Annotated in this window: 18 protein-coding genes and 1 pseudogene; 16 read left to right on the top strand and 3 right to left on the bottom strand. The window is 44.0% G+C overall.

Features of this window, described 5'->3' with window-relative positions; translation table 11 throughout:
• Positions 1 to 25 precede the first annotated feature (25 nt).
• From murA to N667_RS0101970, 3 genes are all read left to right on the top strand, one after another.
• Positions 26 to 1,330: a UDP-N-acetylglucosamine 1-carboxyvinyltransferase gene (gene murA, locus N667_RS0101980; RefSeq protein WP_027408003.1), complete on the top strand. Its 1,305-nt coding sequence runs from the start codon at positions 26 to 28 to the stop codon at positions 1,328 to 1,330.
• A 229-nt stretch (positions 1,331 to 1,559) separates the two neighbouring features.
• Complete coding sequence (spoIID, locus tag N667_RS0101975; RefSeq protein WP_027408002.1) at positions 1,560 to 2,591, top strand: stage II sporulation protein D; 1,032 nt, start codon at positions 1,560 to 1,562, stop codon at positions 2,589 to 2,591.
• A gap of 131 nt (positions 2,592 to 2,722) precedes the next feature.
• The gene (locus tag N667_RS0101970) at positions 2,723 to 3,655 is read left to right on the top strand and encodes a M23 family metallopeptidase (protein WP_027408001.1); all 933 of its coding nucleotides are present in this window, start codon (positions 2,723 to 2,725) and stop codon (positions 3,653 to 3,655) included.
• Positions 3,656 to 3,799: 144 nt separating this feature from the next.
• Here the strand turns inward: N667_RS0101970 and N667_RS0101965 are convergent, their stop codons facing one another.
• Positions 3,800 to 4,264, bottom strand: a complete 465-nt coding sequence (locus tag N667_RS0101965) for a BsuPI-related putative proteinase inhibitor (RefSeq protein WP_027408000.1) — start codon at positions 4,262 to 4,264, stop codon at positions 3,800 to 3,802.
• 257 nt (positions 4,265 to 4,521) lie between these two features.
• Here N667_RS0101965 and spoIIID point away from each other — a divergent pair, with 257 nt between their 5' ends.
• From spoIIID to N667_RS0101925, 7 genes are all read left to right on the top strand, one after another.
• Positions 4,522 to 4,779, top strand: a complete 258-nt coding sequence (gene spoIIID / locus N667_RS0101960) for a sporulation transcriptional regulator SpoIIID (RefSeq protein ID WP_027407999.1) — start codon at positions 4,522 to 4,524, stop codon at positions 4,777 to 4,779.
• A 116-nt stretch (positions 4,780 to 4,895) separates the two neighbouring features.
• Complete coding sequence (locus tag N667_RS0101955) at positions 4,896 to 5,897, top strand: rod shape-determining protein (RefSeq protein WP_027407998.1); 1,002 nt, start codon at positions 4,896 to 4,898, stop codon at positions 5,895 to 5,897.
• Positions 5,898 to 6,007: 110 nt separating this feature from the next.
• Positions 6,008 to 6,844: a flagellar hook-basal body protein gene (locus tag N667_RS0101950; protein ID WP_027407997.1), complete on the top strand. Its 837-nt coding sequence runs from the start codon at positions 6,008 to 6,010 to the stop codon at positions 6,842 to 6,844.
• Positions 6,845 to 6,868: 24 nt separating this feature from the next.
• Positions 6,869 to 7,717: a flagellar hook-basal body protein gene (locus tag N667_RS0101945; protein ID WP_027407996.1), complete on the top strand. Its 849-nt coding sequence runs from the start codon at positions 6,869 to 6,871 to the stop codon at positions 7,715 to 7,717.
• A gap of 16 nt (positions 7,718 to 7,733) precedes the next feature.
• The gene (locus tag N667_RS0101940) at positions 7,734 to 7,973 is read left to right on the top strand and encodes a DNA-directed RNA polymerase subunit beta (RefSeq protein WP_027407995.1); all 240 of its coding nucleotides are present in this window, start codon (positions 7,734 to 7,736) and stop codon (positions 7,971 to 7,973) included.
• 57 nt (positions 7,974 to 8,030) lie between these two features.
• Positions 8,031 to 8,468 (top strand): 3-hydroxyacyl-ACP dehydratase FabZ, encoded by a 438-nt coding sequence (gene fabZ, locus N667_RS0101935; RefSeq protein ID WP_027407994.1) that lies wholly within the window; start codon positions 8,031 to 8,033, stop codon positions 8,466 to 8,468.
• 135 nt (positions 8,469 to 8,603) lie between these two features.
• A complete protein-coding gene (locus N667_RS0101925; protein WP_027407993.1) occupies positions 8,604 to 9,035 on the top strand; it encodes a hypothetical protein in 432 nt (143 codons plus the stop codon).
• Between the two features lie 145 nt (positions 9,036 to 9,180).
• On the opposite strand, the gene N667_RS0101920 is transcribed toward N667_RS0101925, so the two are convergent.
• Positions 9,181 to 10,116 (bottom strand): LytR family transcriptional regulator, encoded by a 936-nt coding sequence (locus tag N667_RS0101920; protein WP_027407992.1) that lies wholly within the window; start codon positions 10,114 to 10,116, stop codon positions 9,181 to 9,183.
• A 583-nt stretch (positions 10,117 to 10,699) separates the two neighbouring features.
• On the opposite strand from N667_RS0101920, the gene N667_RS0101915 reads away from it, so the two are divergent.
• The 5 genes and pseudogenes from N667_RS0101915 to N667_RS20105 form a co-directional block, all read left to right on the top strand.
• The gene (locus tag N667_RS0101915; RefSeq protein WP_051529925.1) at positions 10,700 to 11,584 is read left to right on the top strand and encodes a MurR/RpiR family transcriptional regulator; all 885 of its coding nucleotides are present in this window, start codon (positions 10,700 to 10,702) and stop codon (positions 11,582 to 11,584) included.
• Positions 11,585 to 11,662: 78 nt separating this feature from the next.
• Positions 11,663 to 13,063 carry a PTS transporter subunit EIIC gene (locus N667_RS18180; RefSeq protein WP_051529924.1) on the top strand — a complete coding sequence of 467 codons (1,401 nt, stop codon included), beginning with the start codon at positions 11,663 to 11,665 and terminating at the stop codon, positions 13,061 to 13,063.
• A gap of 160 nt (positions 13,064 to 13,223) precedes the next feature.
• Positions 13,224 to 14,282, top strand: a complete 1,059-nt coding sequence (locus N667_RS0101905; protein ID WP_027407990.1) for a DUF871 domain-containing protein — start codon at positions 13,224 to 13,226, stop codon at positions 14,280 to 14,282.
• A 113-nt stretch (positions 14,283 to 14,395) separates the two neighbouring features.
• A complete protein-coding gene (gene murQ / locus N667_RS0101900; protein WP_027407989.1) occupies positions 14,396 to 15,295 on the top strand; it encodes an N-acetylmuramic acid 6-phosphate etherase in 900 nt (299 codons plus the stop codon).
• A 109-nt stretch (positions 15,296 to 15,404) separates the two neighbouring features.
• A pseudogene (locus N667_RS20105) lies at positions 15,405 to 15,562 on the top strand (UDP-glucose 4-epimerase GalE); the annotation flags it as partial.
• A 184-nt stretch (positions 15,563 to 15,746) separates the two neighbouring features.
• Here the strand turns inward: N667_RS20105 and N667_RS0101895 are convergent.
• A complete protein-coding gene (locus tag N667_RS0101895; RefSeq protein WP_027407988.1) occupies positions 15,747 to 16,619 on the bottom strand; it encodes a hypothetical protein in 873 nt (290 codons plus the stop codon).
• A gap of 173 nt (positions 16,620 to 16,792) precedes the next feature.
• Here N667_RS0101895 and N667_RS0101890 point away from each other — a divergent pair, with 173 nt between their 5' ends.
• Positions 16,793 to 17,869 carry a plasmid pRiA4b ORF-3 family protein gene (locus N667_RS0101890; RefSeq protein ID WP_027407987.1) on the top strand — a complete coding sequence of 359 codons (1,077 nt, stop codon included), beginning with the start codon at positions 16,793 to 16,795 and terminating at the stop codon, positions 17,867 to 17,869.
• Positions 17,870 to 18,050: the final 181 nt, after the last annotated feature.

Here is an 18,050-nt window from a genome sequence, read left to right as displayed (position 1 = left end):
GAAATTGGACGCGGAGGGGAATACCTTGGAAAAAATCATCGTCCGTGGCGGAAACCGGTTAAGCGGCACCGTGAAAGTGGAAGGAGCGAAAAATGCCGTTTTGCCTGTTATCGCCGCAACCTTATTAGCAAGTGAAGGAAAAAGTGTGATTCATGATGTCCCTGCTCTCTCCGATGTATATACAATCAGTGAGGTGCTGCGTTATTTAAACGCAGAAGTTGCGATGGAAGGAAATCAAGTCACTGTAGATGCATCCCGAGAGCTCAAAATAGAGGCGCCGTTTGAATATGTCCGCAAAATGCGCGCTTCTGTTCTTGTAATGGGACCGCTGCTTGCGCGTACTGGCCGTGCTCGCGTGGCGCTACCGGGCGGTTGTGCGATTGGATCGCGGCCGATTGATCAGCATTTAAAAGGATTTGAAGCAATGGGCGCTTCCGTGAAGGTTGGGAACGGCTTCATTGATGCGGAAGTAAAAGGCCGGCTTCGCGGTGCAAAAATTTACTTAGATTTTCCAAGCGTAGGAGCGACAGAAAACATTATGATGGCCGCTGTGTTGGCGGAAGGAACGACTATTATTGAAAACTGTGCAAAAGAACCGGAAATCGTCGATTTAGCGAACTTTTTGAATGCCATGGGCGCAAAAGTGCGGGGTGCTGGTACAGGAACTATTCGGATTGAAGGTGTATCCGAGCTTCGTGGTGCAGTCCATACAGTGATTCCAGACCGAATTGAGGCAGGTACGTTTATGGTTGCTGCAGCGATTACAGGCGGCAATGTTTTAGTACAGGGAGCGGTTCCGGAACACTTAAGTTCGTTAGTGGCGAAAATGGAAGAAATGGGTGTTACCATCATTGAAGAGGAAAACGGGCTTCGTGTGATCGGACCGGAAAAATTGAAAGCTGCAGATATTAAAACGATGCCGCATCCAGGATTTCCGACCGACATGCAATCGCAAATGATGGCGCTATTGTTAAAGGCAGAAGGAACAAGCATGATCACAGAAACGGTATTTGAAAACCGCTTTATGCACGTCGAAGAGTTTCGACGCATGAATGCCGATATTAAAATCGAAGGACGTTCGGTCATTATTAACGGTCCTTGTAAATTACAAGGGGCGGAAGTGGCGGCGACTGATTTGCGCGCTGCAGCGGCGCTCATTTTAGCAGGATTAGCGTCTGAAGGATATACGCGCGTAACAGAACTCAAGCATTTAGACCGTGGATACGTCCGCTTTCATGAGAAATTGGCGGCTCTTGGCGCTGATATCGAGCGCATTCGTGAAAAAGAGTCTGCCTTCGAAGAAGCAAAGGTAACAGACTTAAATATATGAACAACGAAAAAACGACCGTCAACTACACCGCACGTAGTGGAAGGTCGTTTTTGCTTTTTCGCCAAAAATAGACAAGTTATTTTTCCTATCTTTTTTGTGAAAAACAAATTGTCATATATACTTGTCCAAGCCCATACATTATGTAATAACGAGCACGCAAATCATATTGTCGATGATGCGAAAGGCAAATGTTTGCGCTTGAAAATTGCATATTGGAGGGCTCGGAAAGATGAAACGTGTAAAACTACTAATCGTACTAGCTTCCCTATTATTAGTTGTTGTCCTGCTTATTCCGACGTTGCTCGTCATTCCGTTTAACGACAAAGCAGACGGAATGTTAACGGAAGGGCTTCGCAAGCAACCCGTCCCCACGGTTCAGGCAAAACAGCAAGAAGCAGGTCCGAATGTTGAGGTAGCAGTGTACCGAAGTAAAGAAAAAAGGGTCGAGCACATTCCGCTTGAACAGTATGTCATCGGTGTGGTGGCGGCTGAGATGCCAGCTGAGTTTGAGTTGGAAGCATTGAAAGCGCAGGCGTTGACAGCGAGAACGTACATCGTCAAGCAAATGTTGAATGATCAGCCGATTCATTTGCCGAAGGGGGCAAATGTTACGGATACGGTCATGCACCAAGTCTACTACAGCAACGACGAATTAAAGCGGCTATGGGGAGCCGATTATGAATGGAAAATGAAGCGGATTGTAGAAGCTGTTCAAGTCACTCAAGGGCAGATTATCACCTACAACAACGTACCGATCGAGGCGTCATTTTTCTCCACAAGCAACGGTTATACCGAAAACTCAGAAGCGTATTGGGAAAATGATTTTCCTTACTTAAAGAGTGTGGCTAGTCCTTGGGATAAGGAATCGCCAAAATTTTACCATCAAACGGTGATGTCTGTGGCCGAGTTTGAGCAAAGGCTAGGTGTGACACTTCCGCCAGACGGTTCTGTCGGTGCAGTACTATCGCGAACGCCAGGAAAAAGAGTGGATGTAGTTGAGATTAACGGAAAAAAATTAAAAGGAAGAGAAGTAAGGGAAAGACTAGGATTAAAGTCGACGGACTTTACATGGGCGCGCAAAGGGAACGAGATCATCATTACGACGAAAGGGTACGGACACGGAGTAGGAATGAGCCAATACGGGGCCAATTTTATGGCGAAATCAGGGAAAACGTATGATGAAATTATCAAATATTACTACCGTGGGGTAAGCATTTCTTCTGCGACTGCCTTTTTAAATAAGCTTACGGCAAAAAAGTGAGCAGGCTCTTTTGAAGGAGCCTCTTTTTTATGTATAAAACGCGATTTTTTTCAAAAAATAAACGAAAAAAATGTTTTTTGATGTATAGATTTTTCTCTTTCTGTTCAAAATGGTTGCTGAGGTGATGAACAATGAGAGAGGAAGAAAAGAAACAACCTTCTCCGATGAAACCAAGTTTGAGACGTGCGTTGAGAAAGCGTTGGGTATTTCCAGCTGTGTATTTAACAAGTGCTGCAATTATTCTAGCAGGTGCGCTTTGGTTCCAAAACAAACATGATGGGAACTCGAAGAAAGATGAGTACGAGTACAGTCAAGATATTCCGGGTACTTCTTCTAAAGATCAAGAATCAGTTCCTGTCAACGAATCTCTCGAACGTGTGACGATGCCTGTGCTTGACCCGAATGCTGTTGAAATCAAAACACCGTTCTATGATTATGCCGCATCGAAAGAAGAACAAGAAGCAGCTCTCGTCTTTTATAATAATACGTATCATCCAAACCGCGGCATTGACCTTGTGATGAAAGATGGGAAGGCATTTGATGTGACTGCTTCATTAAGCGGAACGGTTACGAAGGCGAAAAAAGATCCGATTTTAGGATATGTTGTGGAAATTGACCACGATCACGGCGTCGTTACTGTGTATCAGTCACTTGCTGACTTGCAAGTGAAAGAGGGAGACACAGTGAAACAAGGCCAAGTGATCGGAAAAGCAGGGCAAAGCCAATTCAACCAAGAAGCTGGAACCCATGTCCATTTTGAGATCCGTAAAGATGGAAAACCAGTGAACCCGCTAGATTATGTAGATAAACCTGTTACAGCGTTAACGGAATCCAACGCCGACAACGCCACTGAAAAAAAAGCAAACGATCAAGGAACGAACCAATCGCAAACGGACCAACAAGGCACTCAATCTCCAAGTGATCAGTCTCAAACGGACCAACAAAGCACTCAATCTCCAAGCGATCAGTCTCAATCTGACGAACAACAAACAGATGATACTAATACAAATCAAGACTCCTCATACAAAACGCCGGATTCCTCTATCGGAATGGCGCGTACGTAATGAATGGAGCGAGCTGCCCATCCCTTCCAAGGAGATGGGCAGCTTTTTATATATGAGAAAATTTCCGCCTCTAAACGCTGTATAGGTAGGAGAGGTTTAGGCCACATACATCATCCCCCGCTAAAGAAGGCGGGGGATGATATGTTATTGAACGGTAAAAGTGATCGTTGCTTTTGCTTTTGGCCAGTTCTTATCGGCAAGCCACCACGTAAGTGTATATTGGCCTTTTGGCAGCGGAGGGAATGTCTCTGTAAACGATAGCTCTTCTCCTTGTTTAAGAATGCGTTCTTCGTATATTTGAGTGAACATTTTTCCCTCGCTAAATTGTTTTAGTTTTTTGCCATTCCGGTACAGTATATAATCATACTTTTGTCCGCTAGTAAACGTCACTTTCTGTTCTCGTTCCGTTTGATTTTTCACAGAGAAAGTGAATGTATAACGTTTATTTTGTTTTTGATACGTTAAAGACGGCTGTAGGGTGCCAGCAACAATTGGATGCATCTGACGCTGTGAAAGCTGCTTTTCGGCTGATGAAAGGCCCGCGAAATTCCACACAACAGCTGCTGCGATTAAGGCTACAAGTAAAGAAGTTATTGTCTTTTTCCTCATCTGCTTTTCCCCTTTCTGTTGGATTAGTCGCTGAACTCTTCATATTGTTACAAAAAAAGTAGCATATATGTACCATTTGCTTAATAAAATGTTACAAACTTATCAACTAATGGGAGTGTTTGAGGTGGGGATCGTCCATAACAGCAAGAATAAAGCTCAAGATGCTTTCGAATTGAACAAGAGGAAGTGCTTTTGATCATCCACGTAGCGAGTCTCATTTCACACTTCTCACATCCAACTTAGGGAGGGCGAGTGGTGTGCACGATTACATCAAAGAGCGTACTATCAAGATTGGAAAGTATATCGTGGAGACGAGGAAAACCGTTCGCGTGATCGCGAAAGAATTTGGCGTTTCCAAAAGTACGGTTCATAAAGACTTGACAGAGCGGCTCCCCGAAATTAATCCGGAGCTTGCGAATGAAGTCAAGGAGATTCTTGATTACCATAAATCGATTCGCCATTTGCGGGGGGGAGAGGCGACAAAGAAAAAATACAAGAAGGAAACGATTCAATAAAATTTTATCTTCCTTGCCTGATATTTTCCATAAAAACAGTATCGAATTCCTATCTTCCTATGATAAAATAATCAATTAGGAGTAATTTGATGGATTCGAGGCAAGGAGGAACATTCATGTTTGCGAGAGATATTGGTATCGATCTCGGTACAGCGAACGTACTCATTTATGTAAAAGGAAAAGGGATTGTGTTAAATGAGCCATCCGTTGTGGCCATTGATACAAATACGAACAAAGTCTTGGCTGTCGGAGAAGAAGCGCGGCGAATGGTAGGGCGTACCCCTGGGAATATCGTTGCGATCCGGCCGCTCAAAGATGGGGTGATCGCCGATTTTGATATTACCGAGGCGATGTTAAAACACTTTCTCAATAAGCTTAATTTAAAAGGCTTTTTTGCTAAACCGCGCATTTTAATTTGCTGTCCGACGAACATTACGTCTGTAGAGCGAAAAGCGATTAAAGAGGCGGCAGAAAAGAGCGGGGGCAAAAAGGTCTACTTGGAAGAAGAACCGAAAGTAGCGGCGATCGGCGCCGGAATGGACATTTTCCAACCATCCGGCAATATGGTTGTCGATATTGGCGGTGGTACGACGGACATTGCTATTTTGTCGATGGGCGGTATCGTCACCGCCTCTTCAATTAAAATGGCTGGGGACAAGTTTGACGCGGAGATTTTGAACTATATTAAGCGGGAATATAAGTTATTAATCGGAGAGCGCACCGCTGAAGAAATTAAAATCAAAGTGGCAACTGTATTCCCAGGCGCACGCGACGAAGAGATCGATATTCGCGGCCGCGATCTTATGACAGGATTGCCTCGCACGATCACCGTTCGTTCGGCTGAAATTGAGAAGGCGCTGCGTGAGTCGGTTTCTGTCATTGTACAAGCTGCCAAAGGGGTATTAGAACGAACGCCTCCTGAGCTATCGGCTGACGTGATTGACCGCGGTGTTATTTTGACCGGTGGGGGCGCGCTCTTGCACGGGATCGATCAGCTGTTAGCGGAAGAATTAAAAGTTCCGGTATTGGTCGCTGAAAATCCGATGGACTGTGTGGCGATTGGAACGGGTATCATGCTTGATAACATTGACCGGGTACCGGGACGAAACTTTGTATAATTTGAAAAAAAGCGAATGGATGTTGTTCCCACAACGTACCTATTCGCTTTTTTGTTTGTTTGCCTTATAATAGTAAATAAGCAATATATGAAGAAACGAGGTGACAGCCTTTGTTGCGGGGGTTTTACACAGCGGCTGCCGGTATGTTAGCGGAGCAGCGCCGCGTCGAAATGTTAACAAATAATATCGCCAATGCGAACACACCAGGCTATAAAGCGGACGAAGCAGCGTTGCGTTCGTTTCCAGAGTTGTTGCTTTCAAGAATGAATGAAACGAACGTTCCGACAAAAGAATCTCGCACACTGTTAAACAGCACGGTGATTGGCCCTATTAATACAGGCGTCTATATGCAAGAACTCATCCCAAATTTCTTGCAAGGCGATATAAAAGAAACGGGGCAGCCGACGGACATTGCTTTAGTCGATGGAACCGTTCCGATTGATGCGGAAACCGGAACAAAAGGTGCGCTCTTTTTTGTGGTCCAAAATGGGAACGGGGATATACGCTATACAAGAAACGGCAATTTTACCCTTGATGCGCAAGGCTATTTAACAACGAACGAAGGCTTTTATGTGCTCGATGAGAACAATCGGCGCATTCGGCTCAACAGCGCTGATTTTACGGTCGCTCCTGATGGTACGATCACCGAAAATAATGTTCGAATCGCCCGTTTGAATATTGCGTTTGCCGCTAATCCCAATACGGTCGTAAAAGAAGGGAACGGTCTCTTCCGTAGCGAAAATGGTCCGCTTCCGAGCGCCTTAGGCAATCCAAATGTCACATATGAGCTCAAACAACGGTTTCTTGAGCGTTCGAACGTCGATATCGCGCGTTCCATGACGGAGATGCTTTCCGCGTATCGCGCCTTTGAAGCGAATCAAAAAATCTTGCAAGCATATGATCGAAGCATGGACAAGGCCGTCAACGAAATCGGCCGCCTCAAATAGCTGCGGGGAAGGGAGACTTGACCTATGTTGCGTTCAATGATTACTGCTGCCAATACGATGAATCAGCTCCAGCAGCAGCTTGACGTCATCAGCAATAACATTGCCAATACAAACACGACAGGTTTTAAAAAACGTGAGACGAATTTCGGAGAACTGTTGGTTCAGCAATTTAATAACTTACCGAATGACCAAGGGGCTCGCCTTACTCCGAACGGCGTCCGTCGCGGGGTAGGGGCTAAACTGGCCGAGACGAATCTTGTCTTGAAGCAAGGGCCAATCATGCAGACGGGCCGTCCGCTTGATGTCGCCTTCACTAAGGAAGGACAATTTTTCCGCGTTCTTGAAAGAGGCGAAAATGGCACAAGCGCGATCCGTTATACAAGAGACGGCGCCTTCTATTTAACCCCGTCTGAAGCGAATCCGAATGAACTTATGCTCGTCAATGAAAATGGTGATCCAGTCCTTGACAGCAACAACAACCCGATCACGGTCCAAGATGGATTTAAAGACATCACCATTTCAGCTACCGGCACGTTACAAGTGATTGGGCCGAACGGGAACGTGACCGAGACGCTTGATCTTGGCGTCACGAATGTGTTGCGTCCAGAACTGTTGCAATCAGTCGGCGACAACTTGTTTGCATTTCCTAATTTAGCAGCGCTAGGCGTAACTCAGGCGGATGTTGCCGTGAACATGACGGGCAATTTGCGGTCGCAAATCAGCCTCCAGCAAGGAGCGTTGGAACAGTCGAATGTCGATCTAGGGACAGAAATGACCGATCTGATGATTACACAGCGTTCGTACCAGATGAACGCCAAATCCATCACGATTTCTGACCAAATGCTCGGACTGATTAACGGAATTCGTTCGTAATGAGGGAGAGCATAAAATGAATGAACAACGCCAAGAAGAACAGAAGACCAAGCGGCGCTGGAGGCGGCAATCGAACCGCCTGCTTCCGATTTGGCTTCGCCTTGTCATTGTAGCTGCGCTCATAGTTGTAAGCACGGTGATCGGGGCGATGGTCGGCTACAGCGTTCTCGGTGACGGCAAACCGCTTGATGCGTTAAAGCCATCGACGTGGCAGCATATTATTGATATTGTCGAGAAAAATACAAATGGTCATTAAGACAAAGGAAGGAGCTGTCCTTCCTCTTTATACATAAACAAAAGGAGGCCAATACATATGCTTGATGTTCAACAAATTCAAAGCATTATCCCGCACCGTTATCCATTTTTATTAGTTGATCGCATTTTAGAAATCGAGGAAGGAAAACGGGCTGTCGGAATTAAAAACGTTACTGTGAACGAACAGTTTTTTGCTGGCCACTTCCCTGAATATCCAGTGATGCCAGGAGTGTTAATTATTGAAGCGTTAGCTCAGGTTGGAGCGGTGGCGATGCTTATGAAGGAAGAAAACCGCGGCCGTCTTGCTTTTTTTGCCGGCATTGACAACTGCCGTTTTAAAAAGCAAGTGAAACCAGGCGATCAGCTTCGTTTAGAGGTGGAAATCATCCGCGCCAAAGGTTCTGTCGGTAAAGGAAAGGGAATCGCTACGGTGGACGGAGAACTCGTCTGCGAAACGGAAATCATGTTTGCTCTTGGAGATAAACAGGACGCCTAACATCATCCTCTTCCCGTAAAACACATTGTGTTCAAGGGAAGAGGATTTTTTATGCATGAAAAACGTCTTCTGGGACACTATAAAAGAAGACCGGTCTTACATAGGCCCATATTATGAACAGAAAGGAGAAGACGAATGAAGAAAAAAGCGCTATTTATAAGATTGTTTGGCGTGTTTGTCGCTATGTTGCTAGCAACAGGGTGCAACGTTAATCGCGACAACGATAACCAAAACCCGCCGCCTCCGACACAAAACCAAAACTTAAACGATCGGGATATGAATCCGGCAGATGACATCAACCAAAAAGACGATGCGAAAAACCGCAACATCGTCCCGGACGTGAACAATAACAACAACCGCGACATGGTGCCGGACAACAACAATGGCAATGTGACACCAAACAACAATGGTAAAATAACGCCAAACAATAATAACAACAATAACCTAGCTCCTGGAAACGACACGAACAACGGACCGGGAGATGACGAAAAAGACCGCGTTCCAGACCCAGAAGATCCTATTGAAGACTCTAAAGATGACAGAGATAAAGACAATAAGGACGAATAAGCAAAAACCCCGCTTCAAAAAGTTGAGGCGGGGTTTTTATGAACAGACGTTTATCAATCATTTAATTTACTTTATTTAGAAATCAATGAACGGATATATTCATTCAGAACAATGTATGGTTCTAGGCACTTTAATTTATTTATTTTTAAGGTGAAGCTGGCAACTCTAAATGTTCTCGCAACTTACGGGAGATCGCTAAACGTTCTTGTTCGGGTACAATCAAATAATAAATTCCATTGATTTTTGTTCCTTCCCCAGTAATATGAAGCTGTTCAATATGTCGTCTCGCTTCCTTGTAATTTGCCTGAATCTCCTTCATCTGCTCGAACGTTAAGTTTGTTTTTATATTTTTCCCAATAGCTGTTAGGATGTCATTGTAATTTGTCAAAGAAGAGAAGCTTGCTCCTTTTTCGATAATTGCTTCGATGATTTGCTTTTGTCGATCTTGACGGCCAAAATCGCCACGCGGATCCTCATGACGCATACGCGCATATTTGAGCGCCTGATCACCATTTAATGTAATGTCGCCTTTCGCAAATGTCACTCCTCCGTATGTGAATGGGAATGGGTTGTTTACTGTGACGCCGCCGACAGCATTGACAATGTCTCTGAAACTTTCCATATTAACCTTAATATAGTAATCGATTGGGATATCTAAGAAATGTTCTACAGTCGACATTGTCATTTCTACACCGCCAAAAGCGTAAGAGTGGTTGATTTTATCTTCTGTTCCTTTTCCAATGATCTCTGTTCTCGTATCTCGAGGAATACTGAGCATTTCCAGCGATTGTTTATTAGGATTAACAGTGATTACAATTAGCGAATCAGCACGGCCTCGATCCCTGTTTCGCTCATCGACCCCTATTAGTAAAATTGAAATCGGAGTTCGCTTTTTTAACGATAATGGCACGGTTCGTTTCTCAGACGTTGTGCGCTTAACTGGTTCGTGCATTTCTTTTGCAGTTTGTTGAATATGATAATAAACGGAATATGTGTATATGCCAATGCCTAACAACAAAAATACAACGATGGTTCCAATAATTTTCGGCCACTTTTTCTTTTTTCGCTTATTTTTTCTCATAGACATCTTCCTTTTTGCTATAATCTAACATCTTAGATTTGATTATAAAAATTTTTTAAAAAGAGTACAATGTTGAAGGTTGAGGGAATTGATGGATAAAAGTTAGAAGTTCGTTCGTTTTGACCATGCATGGTCGCGACATCTCTGCTAAGATAGCCCCATCGCAAAACGAACCACTGTGCCACGAGAACGAAGAGCGTTGTCCCAGATCATTCGCTCTTTTTTCCACAGTATGCGAATTTCCTCCTTCCTTAAATACTGACGGAAGTACTTTCTAATTAAATTCCGTTTCCTGAATCAATCACTACTTAATTCCAGCTTTTCTAATATAACTCCCGAATCATAAAAAACTCCCAAGCTTCAGCGCTGTTTCTTCACTCCGTCTAAGATGTTGTTTTGTTATTTTGGTGGAATTTCAAACCGTTGTTATTGAGAATTTTATCACCTTTTATGACACTAACATTCGAATACCTTAGATTGCCTGCATGAAACAACTGTTATTTGCTCACGAAACAAAACTACAAAAAAATAACTGGTTCATGTAATAAAACTTTAGATGCTGAATATAAAAATGATAACTACCATGACGAGAAAGGAGGGGGAAGTGTTGAAAGGGGGGTTAATTAGTATTCAGGAGTCGCTTGATTCGTTAAAACCGTCTGAAAGGAAAGCTGCGGAGTATATTTTAAAGCATCCTGATGAAGTTGTAAAACTGTCGATTCAAAAGCTGTCGCAGCGAACCAATGTCAGCGAAGCCACGATTATTCGCTTGTCGCGGACGATAAATTGTAAAGGTTTTCAAGAACTGAAGCTGCGGATTGCCGGGGACCTTGCCAATCGGAACGAACAGAACCAGTCCTACCAAGAAGTGCCGATAAACGGTTCCGTTGATTCGGTCATCACATCGGTATCGAACAACAATATTCAATCCATTCAGGATACGTTATCGGTGTTATCAAAGGATGAAGTGGAAAAAGCAATTCGCACTTTAAGTAAAGCGCGCAAGATTGCGGTTTACGGAATTGGTGCTTCGGCATTGATCGCGCAAGATTTTAAGCAAAAATTGACAAGGATTAACCGTTGGTGCGAAACAGGATTTGATTATGATACACAAGGAATGATCAGTGCCAACCTGACAAAGGATGACGTTGCTTTTGGGATTTCTTACTCCGGTCAAACAGAAGATATTATTCGTTCTTTAACATTGGCGAAGGAAAACGGAGCGACGATTATTTCTTTAACAAAATTCGGATCCAACCCCGTTTCTGAGCTTGCTGATATTTCGTTATATACGAGCTCGTTAGAAAAAAGCATTCGCAGCGGAGCGATGAGTTCGCGAATTGCCCAGCTCAATGTTATCGATATTCTATACGTTGGCATGATGAGCCAAAATTATGATGAAAGTATTGCTGCTTTAGAACGAACAAGAGAAGCAGTAAAAATGTCCAAACGGAATGATGGCATGTAAACACTTCTAATGATGTTAATACCATGTGGTGAAAGCGTTTTCTGATTTGGTATCTTCACGATAACAAGGGGGAGAACGATGGGGAAGAATGCACGGTTGGCAAGTGAGATTGTCGAAAAGTTGGGCGGTTATCAGAACATTAAAGGTTTGACACATTGTATGACAAGATTAAGAGTCACACCGGTTGACGAGAGCAAAGTGGATATCGATGGACTGAAAAAGATTGACGGTGTTCTAGGTGTTGTCGAACAAGAAACGCTGCAGATTATTTTGGGACCGGGAATTGTGACAAGAGTAGCGGAAGAAGTTTCAAAATTAAGCGGAGTCGATATTGAAAGCTTGAACGTCAATGAGCTGACGAGTCTTGCCGAACAAACGAAAGCCGATTTGAAAAAGAAGAACGCCACACCATTTAAGCTTTTTCTAAGGAAAATCGCAAGCATTTTCATTCCGCTCATTCCGGCGATTGTCGCATCTGGTTTAATTGCCGGGATTACCAATGTCATTATCAGGGTAGGGGCTAACCCGGAATCGACAGTTATATCGATTTTAAACTTTATCGGCTGGGGGCTGTTCAGTTATCTTGGAATTTTTGTCGGAATTAATGCGGCAAAAGAATTTGGTGGGACTCCCGCTCTTGGAGGGATTGCCGGAATTTTAATTATTAACCCTGCGCTCGCAAACATCACGCTGTTTGGTGAAAAGCTTGTACCTGGACGCGGCGGTCTTGTGGGCGTCATGTTAGCAGCAATTTTTATGGCGTGGATTGAGAAGAAGGTTCGTCGTTTCGTTCCAGCCGCTGTCGATATTATCATCACACCTGCCATTTCTGTTCTCATTACAGGTATAGCGACATTAATCGTTCTGCAGCCTGTCGGCGGTTGGATTTCTGATCTGATTACAAAAGGGTTATTAAGTTTAATTGATACTGGTGGTGTTTTATCGGGAATGATTCTTGCTGGAACATTTTTGCCTCTTGTCGTAACAGGACTCCACCAAGGGTTAACGCCGGTCCATATGGAACTGATCAATTCCATCGGTGATGACCCTTTATTGCCGATTTTGGCAATGGGAGGAGCGGGTCAAGTGGGAGCGGCATTTGCCATCTATTTAAAAACAAAAAACGCGCAGCTTCGCAAAGTCATTAAAGGAGGGCTTCCTGTCGGGATTTTAGGAATCGGGGAACCACTCATTTTCGGTGTCACCTTGCCTTTAGGGAGGCCTTTCATTACAGCCTGCCTAGGAGCGGCGGTTGGTGGTGCATTCCAGGCGTATTTTAATGTTGCGACGATTGCCATTGGTGTTTCTGGTTTACCATTGACATTTTTAGTCAATGCTCACCAGATCGTTTATTATCTCATTGGTTTATTCATTGCCTACGTATCTGGATTTATTTTCACCTACCTTTTTGGATTTAATGAAGAAATGACAAAGGAAATCGGAAAAAATACGGAAACGAATGTTATGACAAACGTTTAATCAAGCACATTTGAAAACCGAAAGCTGTCTCAAAAAGCAAAGGATCAGACTCTGCAACACAATATATAGGACATCATATTTGATATATGTATTGTGAAATGCGCTTGGGGTGATTCTTTTATGGGACAGCTTCTTCTAGTTTCATAGAGAAGGTGGAAACATGCTCGGCATATCAGTTTACTTAGGAAAGCAAGACTTTGATATGGAGCGGTGGATTGCCGTGACAAAAAAATATAAATTTTGTTCTATTTTTACCTCCCTTCATATTCCCGAGGATCATCCAGCGATATATGCGGAGCAATTAAAGCGATTAGGCTTGCTTGCTCAAAAATATGGGATGCAATTATTTGTAGATGTGTCGCCTCAATCGTTTTTCTATTTAGGTATTAACGAGCCAAAGGAGCTGCTCGATTGGGGGGTGACCGGCATCCGCCTAGATTACGGCTATGTAGATGAGGAAGTCGTGGAGTTATCTAAGCAAATGAAGGTTGGGTTAAATGCTAGTACCGTAAATGAAGCAACTGTTCAGCGCTGGATTCAATTAGGGTTAGACATTGAAAATGCAGAGGCTTGGCACAATTTTTACCCACGTCCCGAAACGGGGCTTGATGCCCGTTTTCTAGCTGAACGGAATCAGATGTTTAGAAAATACGGGATTGCGACAATGGCATTTATACCCGGGGACAATGAACTGCGGGGACCGATTTATGCAGGGCTTCCAACGTTGGAAAAACACCGCGGTATGAAGCCGCATATAGCGTGCGCAGAGCTTTTAGTAAAATATCACGTTGCTAAAGTGTTCATCGGTGATGTTTCCGTAAAGAAAGACACATTATCGTTGTTGTCGCTTCTATCCGAGCAAATCATTCCTTTAAGGGTTGCATTGAATCAGGATGGCGAAAAGATTCGCGCCCTGATTGAAGGGATTCATACAAATCGTCACGATCCGGCAAGGGATGTAATTCGGTCGCAAGATTCTAGACATTACGCTAAAAGCAATGGTATAAAGCTGAAACCTTCATCAACAGGTGACCGGCCGATTGGTTCTGTTACAGTTGACAATATTCAATATGGCCGATATGCAGGCGAACTTCAAATCACCAAGCGAAACTTGCCAAAGGATGAACGGGTCAACGTATTAGGGAGAATTATTGAGGCAGACATCCCCCTTATTCATTGCATCGGTCCAGGGCAAAAATTTAAGCTTATCGTGATATAAAAAGTTCAATGAAATGAAGACAGTTTTTCGAAAACAGATCGATGAAAGGCAGTCCCACATAGAGCCGCTTTATGAAAGGTCGAGGTTCAAGGACAAGAAAGGAAGAGGACATAATGGATCTTCACAAGATTGATACGGAAAAAAGAAACCCCAATACGATGGATATTGATACATTATCAAGTCTGGACATTGTGAAAAAAATTAACGAAGAAGACAAGGTTGTTCCGCAAGCTGTTGAGGCAGCATTGCCAGCGATTGCAGACGTTGTTGACCGAATTGTCGCGGCGTTTAACAATGGCGGCCGACTCATCTATGTCGGGGCCGGTACAAGCGGACGCTTAGGAGTGCTTGATGCATCCGAATGCCCGCCAACATACGGAGCCTCATCAGAACAAGTGATAGGAGTGATTGCGGGCGGTGAAAAAGCACTGCAATACGCTATGGAAGGAGCGGAAGATAATATTGAGCTAGCGATAGAGGATATGAAAAAAATTAATGTTAATAAAAAAGATGTGGTCGTTGGCATTGCTGCGAGCGGAAGAACCCCTTATACATTGGCTGCCATGAAATATGCGAAGTCAGTCGGTGCAACGGTTGCGGCGATTACATGTACGAGAGATTCAGAGATGGAAAAAGAAGCGGATTATGCGATTGTCGTCCTAACGGGTCCTGAAGTTGTGACAGGATCGACAAGAATGAAAGCCGGTACAGCTCAAAAGCTAGTCTTAAATATGCTCACAACCGCTTCAATGATTCGCATCGGCAAAGTCTACAGCAATTTGATGGTAGATGTCGTCCCTACAAATCAAAAGCTTATACAGCGGGCAAAGAATATCGTTATGGAAATAACAGGCGCAAGTGAAACAGAAGCGGAGAAAGCACTTAAAACCTATCAGTCTACAAAAGCAGCCGTATTCTCTCTTATTACCGGTTTAACAGGCGAAAAAGTTTATGAAGTGCTCGACGCGCATAACGGACATTTGCGCAATGCCATCCAATCGCAGTTAAAGTGAATGGGGGCTTTTGCGTGTATGTTCGCAAATCTATGATAAAGAAGGGATACGGTATTCATCGCAGAGTTGTAAGTACATAGAAATAGCTGATGAACCTGAAAAAACAGGAAAGAAAATTTCCATTTATAACCTAGGCAACGGCTTAGGCTAGAAGTGATCGAAACGTGCGAAAAAGTAACTGGCCGTAAAGCCTTCATTGAATACACCGCCCGCCGCCCAGGCGACCCGGTGCGACTTGTTGCCTCGTCGCAAAAAATTTACGGAGAGTAAGGAGAAAGGTAGAGTTTGATGAGGCTTAGAGAATAGTCAGCTGAATCTAGTGGACGCTGTGGCTTTGTCGTCGTTGCTTCGTTTGGCGGAAGGTTTACATTTATGAATGGCGAGGAGATGTCAGTCAATGAAAAGAGCCGCCTAGATCGCGGCTCTTTCACGCTGTCGGATGTGTGATTGGTTATTTGTCCATTTCTTTCGCTAAATCGGCTACCTCAGCAACGGTTAATCCGGTACGCTTGGCTACTTCGTGGATCGGCAGGACATCGAGGAGGTTTTTGGCGATTTGAATCGCCTTTTGTTTTTCTGCCTGTTTCACAGCTTCTTCTTTTTCCTGCTCGAGCTCTTCTACGAGCAGTCGCATGACTTTGTTCATTTTGATCCACTCCTTTACTTTTTCGGCATATGACCTGTCAATAAACTTATCGGTTGCGGTGAGGACCCCAGCAACGATGTGCAGCTGCGTTCGTTCGTTGCGTATGTCTTTCGCTAATTCGATCGTTTTTTCGATCATCGTTTGCCGGTCGAAGCGGCTGTGCATGAGTGGAACAAGGATGAGTTTCATCGTTTCCTCCGGGGTGAGTGGTTCACCGTTGAGGACTTTTCCTTCGATGGTGTGGAAGATCGCGTCTCCATTGAATTCGCTAAGCAGCACTGCTTTCGACGAAATGAGCACATCCCCAGCGTGTAGCTGCTCACATGCATTGGTGACATCGCTCGTGTAAATGACGACGATCCGAATCGGTCGAATCTGTTTTTCTTGTTTATAGTATGTGTGTAAAATCCGGTACGCATAATCGAGGTACTTTAAGTGGTTGTCAATAAATCGTTCGTTGCTTTCGTATTCGAGAAGGAGAATTGAATCGTCTTCAAGAAGAAATACAGTGTCGGCGCGTTTTTCGTCTGCTCGTACGGCTGGAAATTCGTTAGGCAACAGCGCTTTAATTCGCGGCAGTCCATGCAGCCCGTACACATCGAGCGCTTGGTTTTGGTACAACCTGCTCAGCGACTTGAATAAAATGTCCTTCGCATGGTATGAAATCCCGCCTGCCATGTTTCCATCCCCACTTATTTTTGTCTATATTATACCTCTTATTCGGCTGTCTGTCATGTTGCTCGTTAGGTTTGGTGCTTGTTACTTCCCAAATTCTTGTCTCAAGAGTTTATATGTCAACGATTTTGATAAAATGGATAAGAGAAGACCGTTTAGGAAAAGGGGACAAAATGATGCTCATTCAATGCACAAAGAAGCTGTTAGATGAACTGAAAGTGAAGCCAAGCGAGCCTGTAGGAGAAGAGCCTCTTTTTTCTTGGCATGCGAATTTGCTGACGATTCATCGGAGGAAGACGCTCGTCTTAATGAATAATCAAAATCGCTATACGATTGTGCTCCATGGCTTGAAGGCAAAGGATTGGAATCATCTAAGCGAGCTCATCATTCAAGCGATTCGGGAGGTGTTGACCGCAGAGAGAATCGCCGATGAAGTGGTGGAGCAATATATCCAACAATTAAAGGAGCCGATTTTCACGAAGACAAACAACAAATCTCTCATTGCTAGGCTAAACAAATCTTGTGAGAATGTGTATTTATTTTCCGATGCATTGACCCTTTCATCGATTGTGCAGACGGAGGCGAGCTTAAAAGTGAACCGTCTTTTAGTCGGGAACGGGAACAACGATTTTTCAAAGCCACAAGAGGAAATGTACCGCGATTTACAGACGTGGCTTGGAAAGCCGATTTTCCGTTTAGAAGCGGCGGAGATCAAGGTGACGTTACAACTTCATCATTATCGGGTATGGCGGAAATTAGTCGTTCCGCTGGATATGACCTTTTTGCAATTACATAAAGTACTGCAAATTGCATTCAGCTGGCAGGACTATCACTTGCATGAGTTTTATGTGTATAACGAGGAAACGGAAAAGCCGATCGCTCATCTCGTTTGTGACGAAGAAGCATTTGACTACCAGACGGGCGTCCCTATGAAACTAGGGAAAGATGCGAAGCTTTCCGACTACTTTCCAGCAAAGTTTATGTATCATTATGATTTTGGCGATAGCTGGGAGCATATCATTGAAGTCGAAAACATGATCGATCATTACGACTGCCCTTATGCTGTATGCCTAGATGGAGAAGGGAGCGCGCCCCCAGAAGATGTAGGAGGAGAGAGCGGATATAAGCAATTTTTGCAAATTGTGAGCGACCCTACTCATCCGGAGTACCAACATATGCGGAATTGGGGCATGTATCAAGGCTATCAAGAGTTTGATATGAAGTTGATTAATCGAAGACTTCAATTGGTGTGATGAAAATGGACGAGTGTCGTAAGCGAAAATGCTTCCGGCACTCGCAAACACCTTCTCCCAATGAGACATAAGCCGTATTACAGCGATTGACCACGCCGTTTGCAAAGAGTCAGGCGCATAGGTTGTAGGCGTCTCTTTTTATAGGTATGATTTAGAACAGCCTGTCCACATTTACAGAGGT

The organism is Anoxybacillus tepidamans PS2 (assembly GCF_000620165.1).
Classification (GTDB): Bacteria; Bacillota; Bacilli; order Bacillales; family Anoxybacillaceae; genus Anoxybacteroides; species Anoxybacteroides tepidamans_A.
The sequence above is the reverse complement of the archived record's forward strand: the minus strand, read 5'-3'. Positions and strand labels throughout refer to the sequence as shown.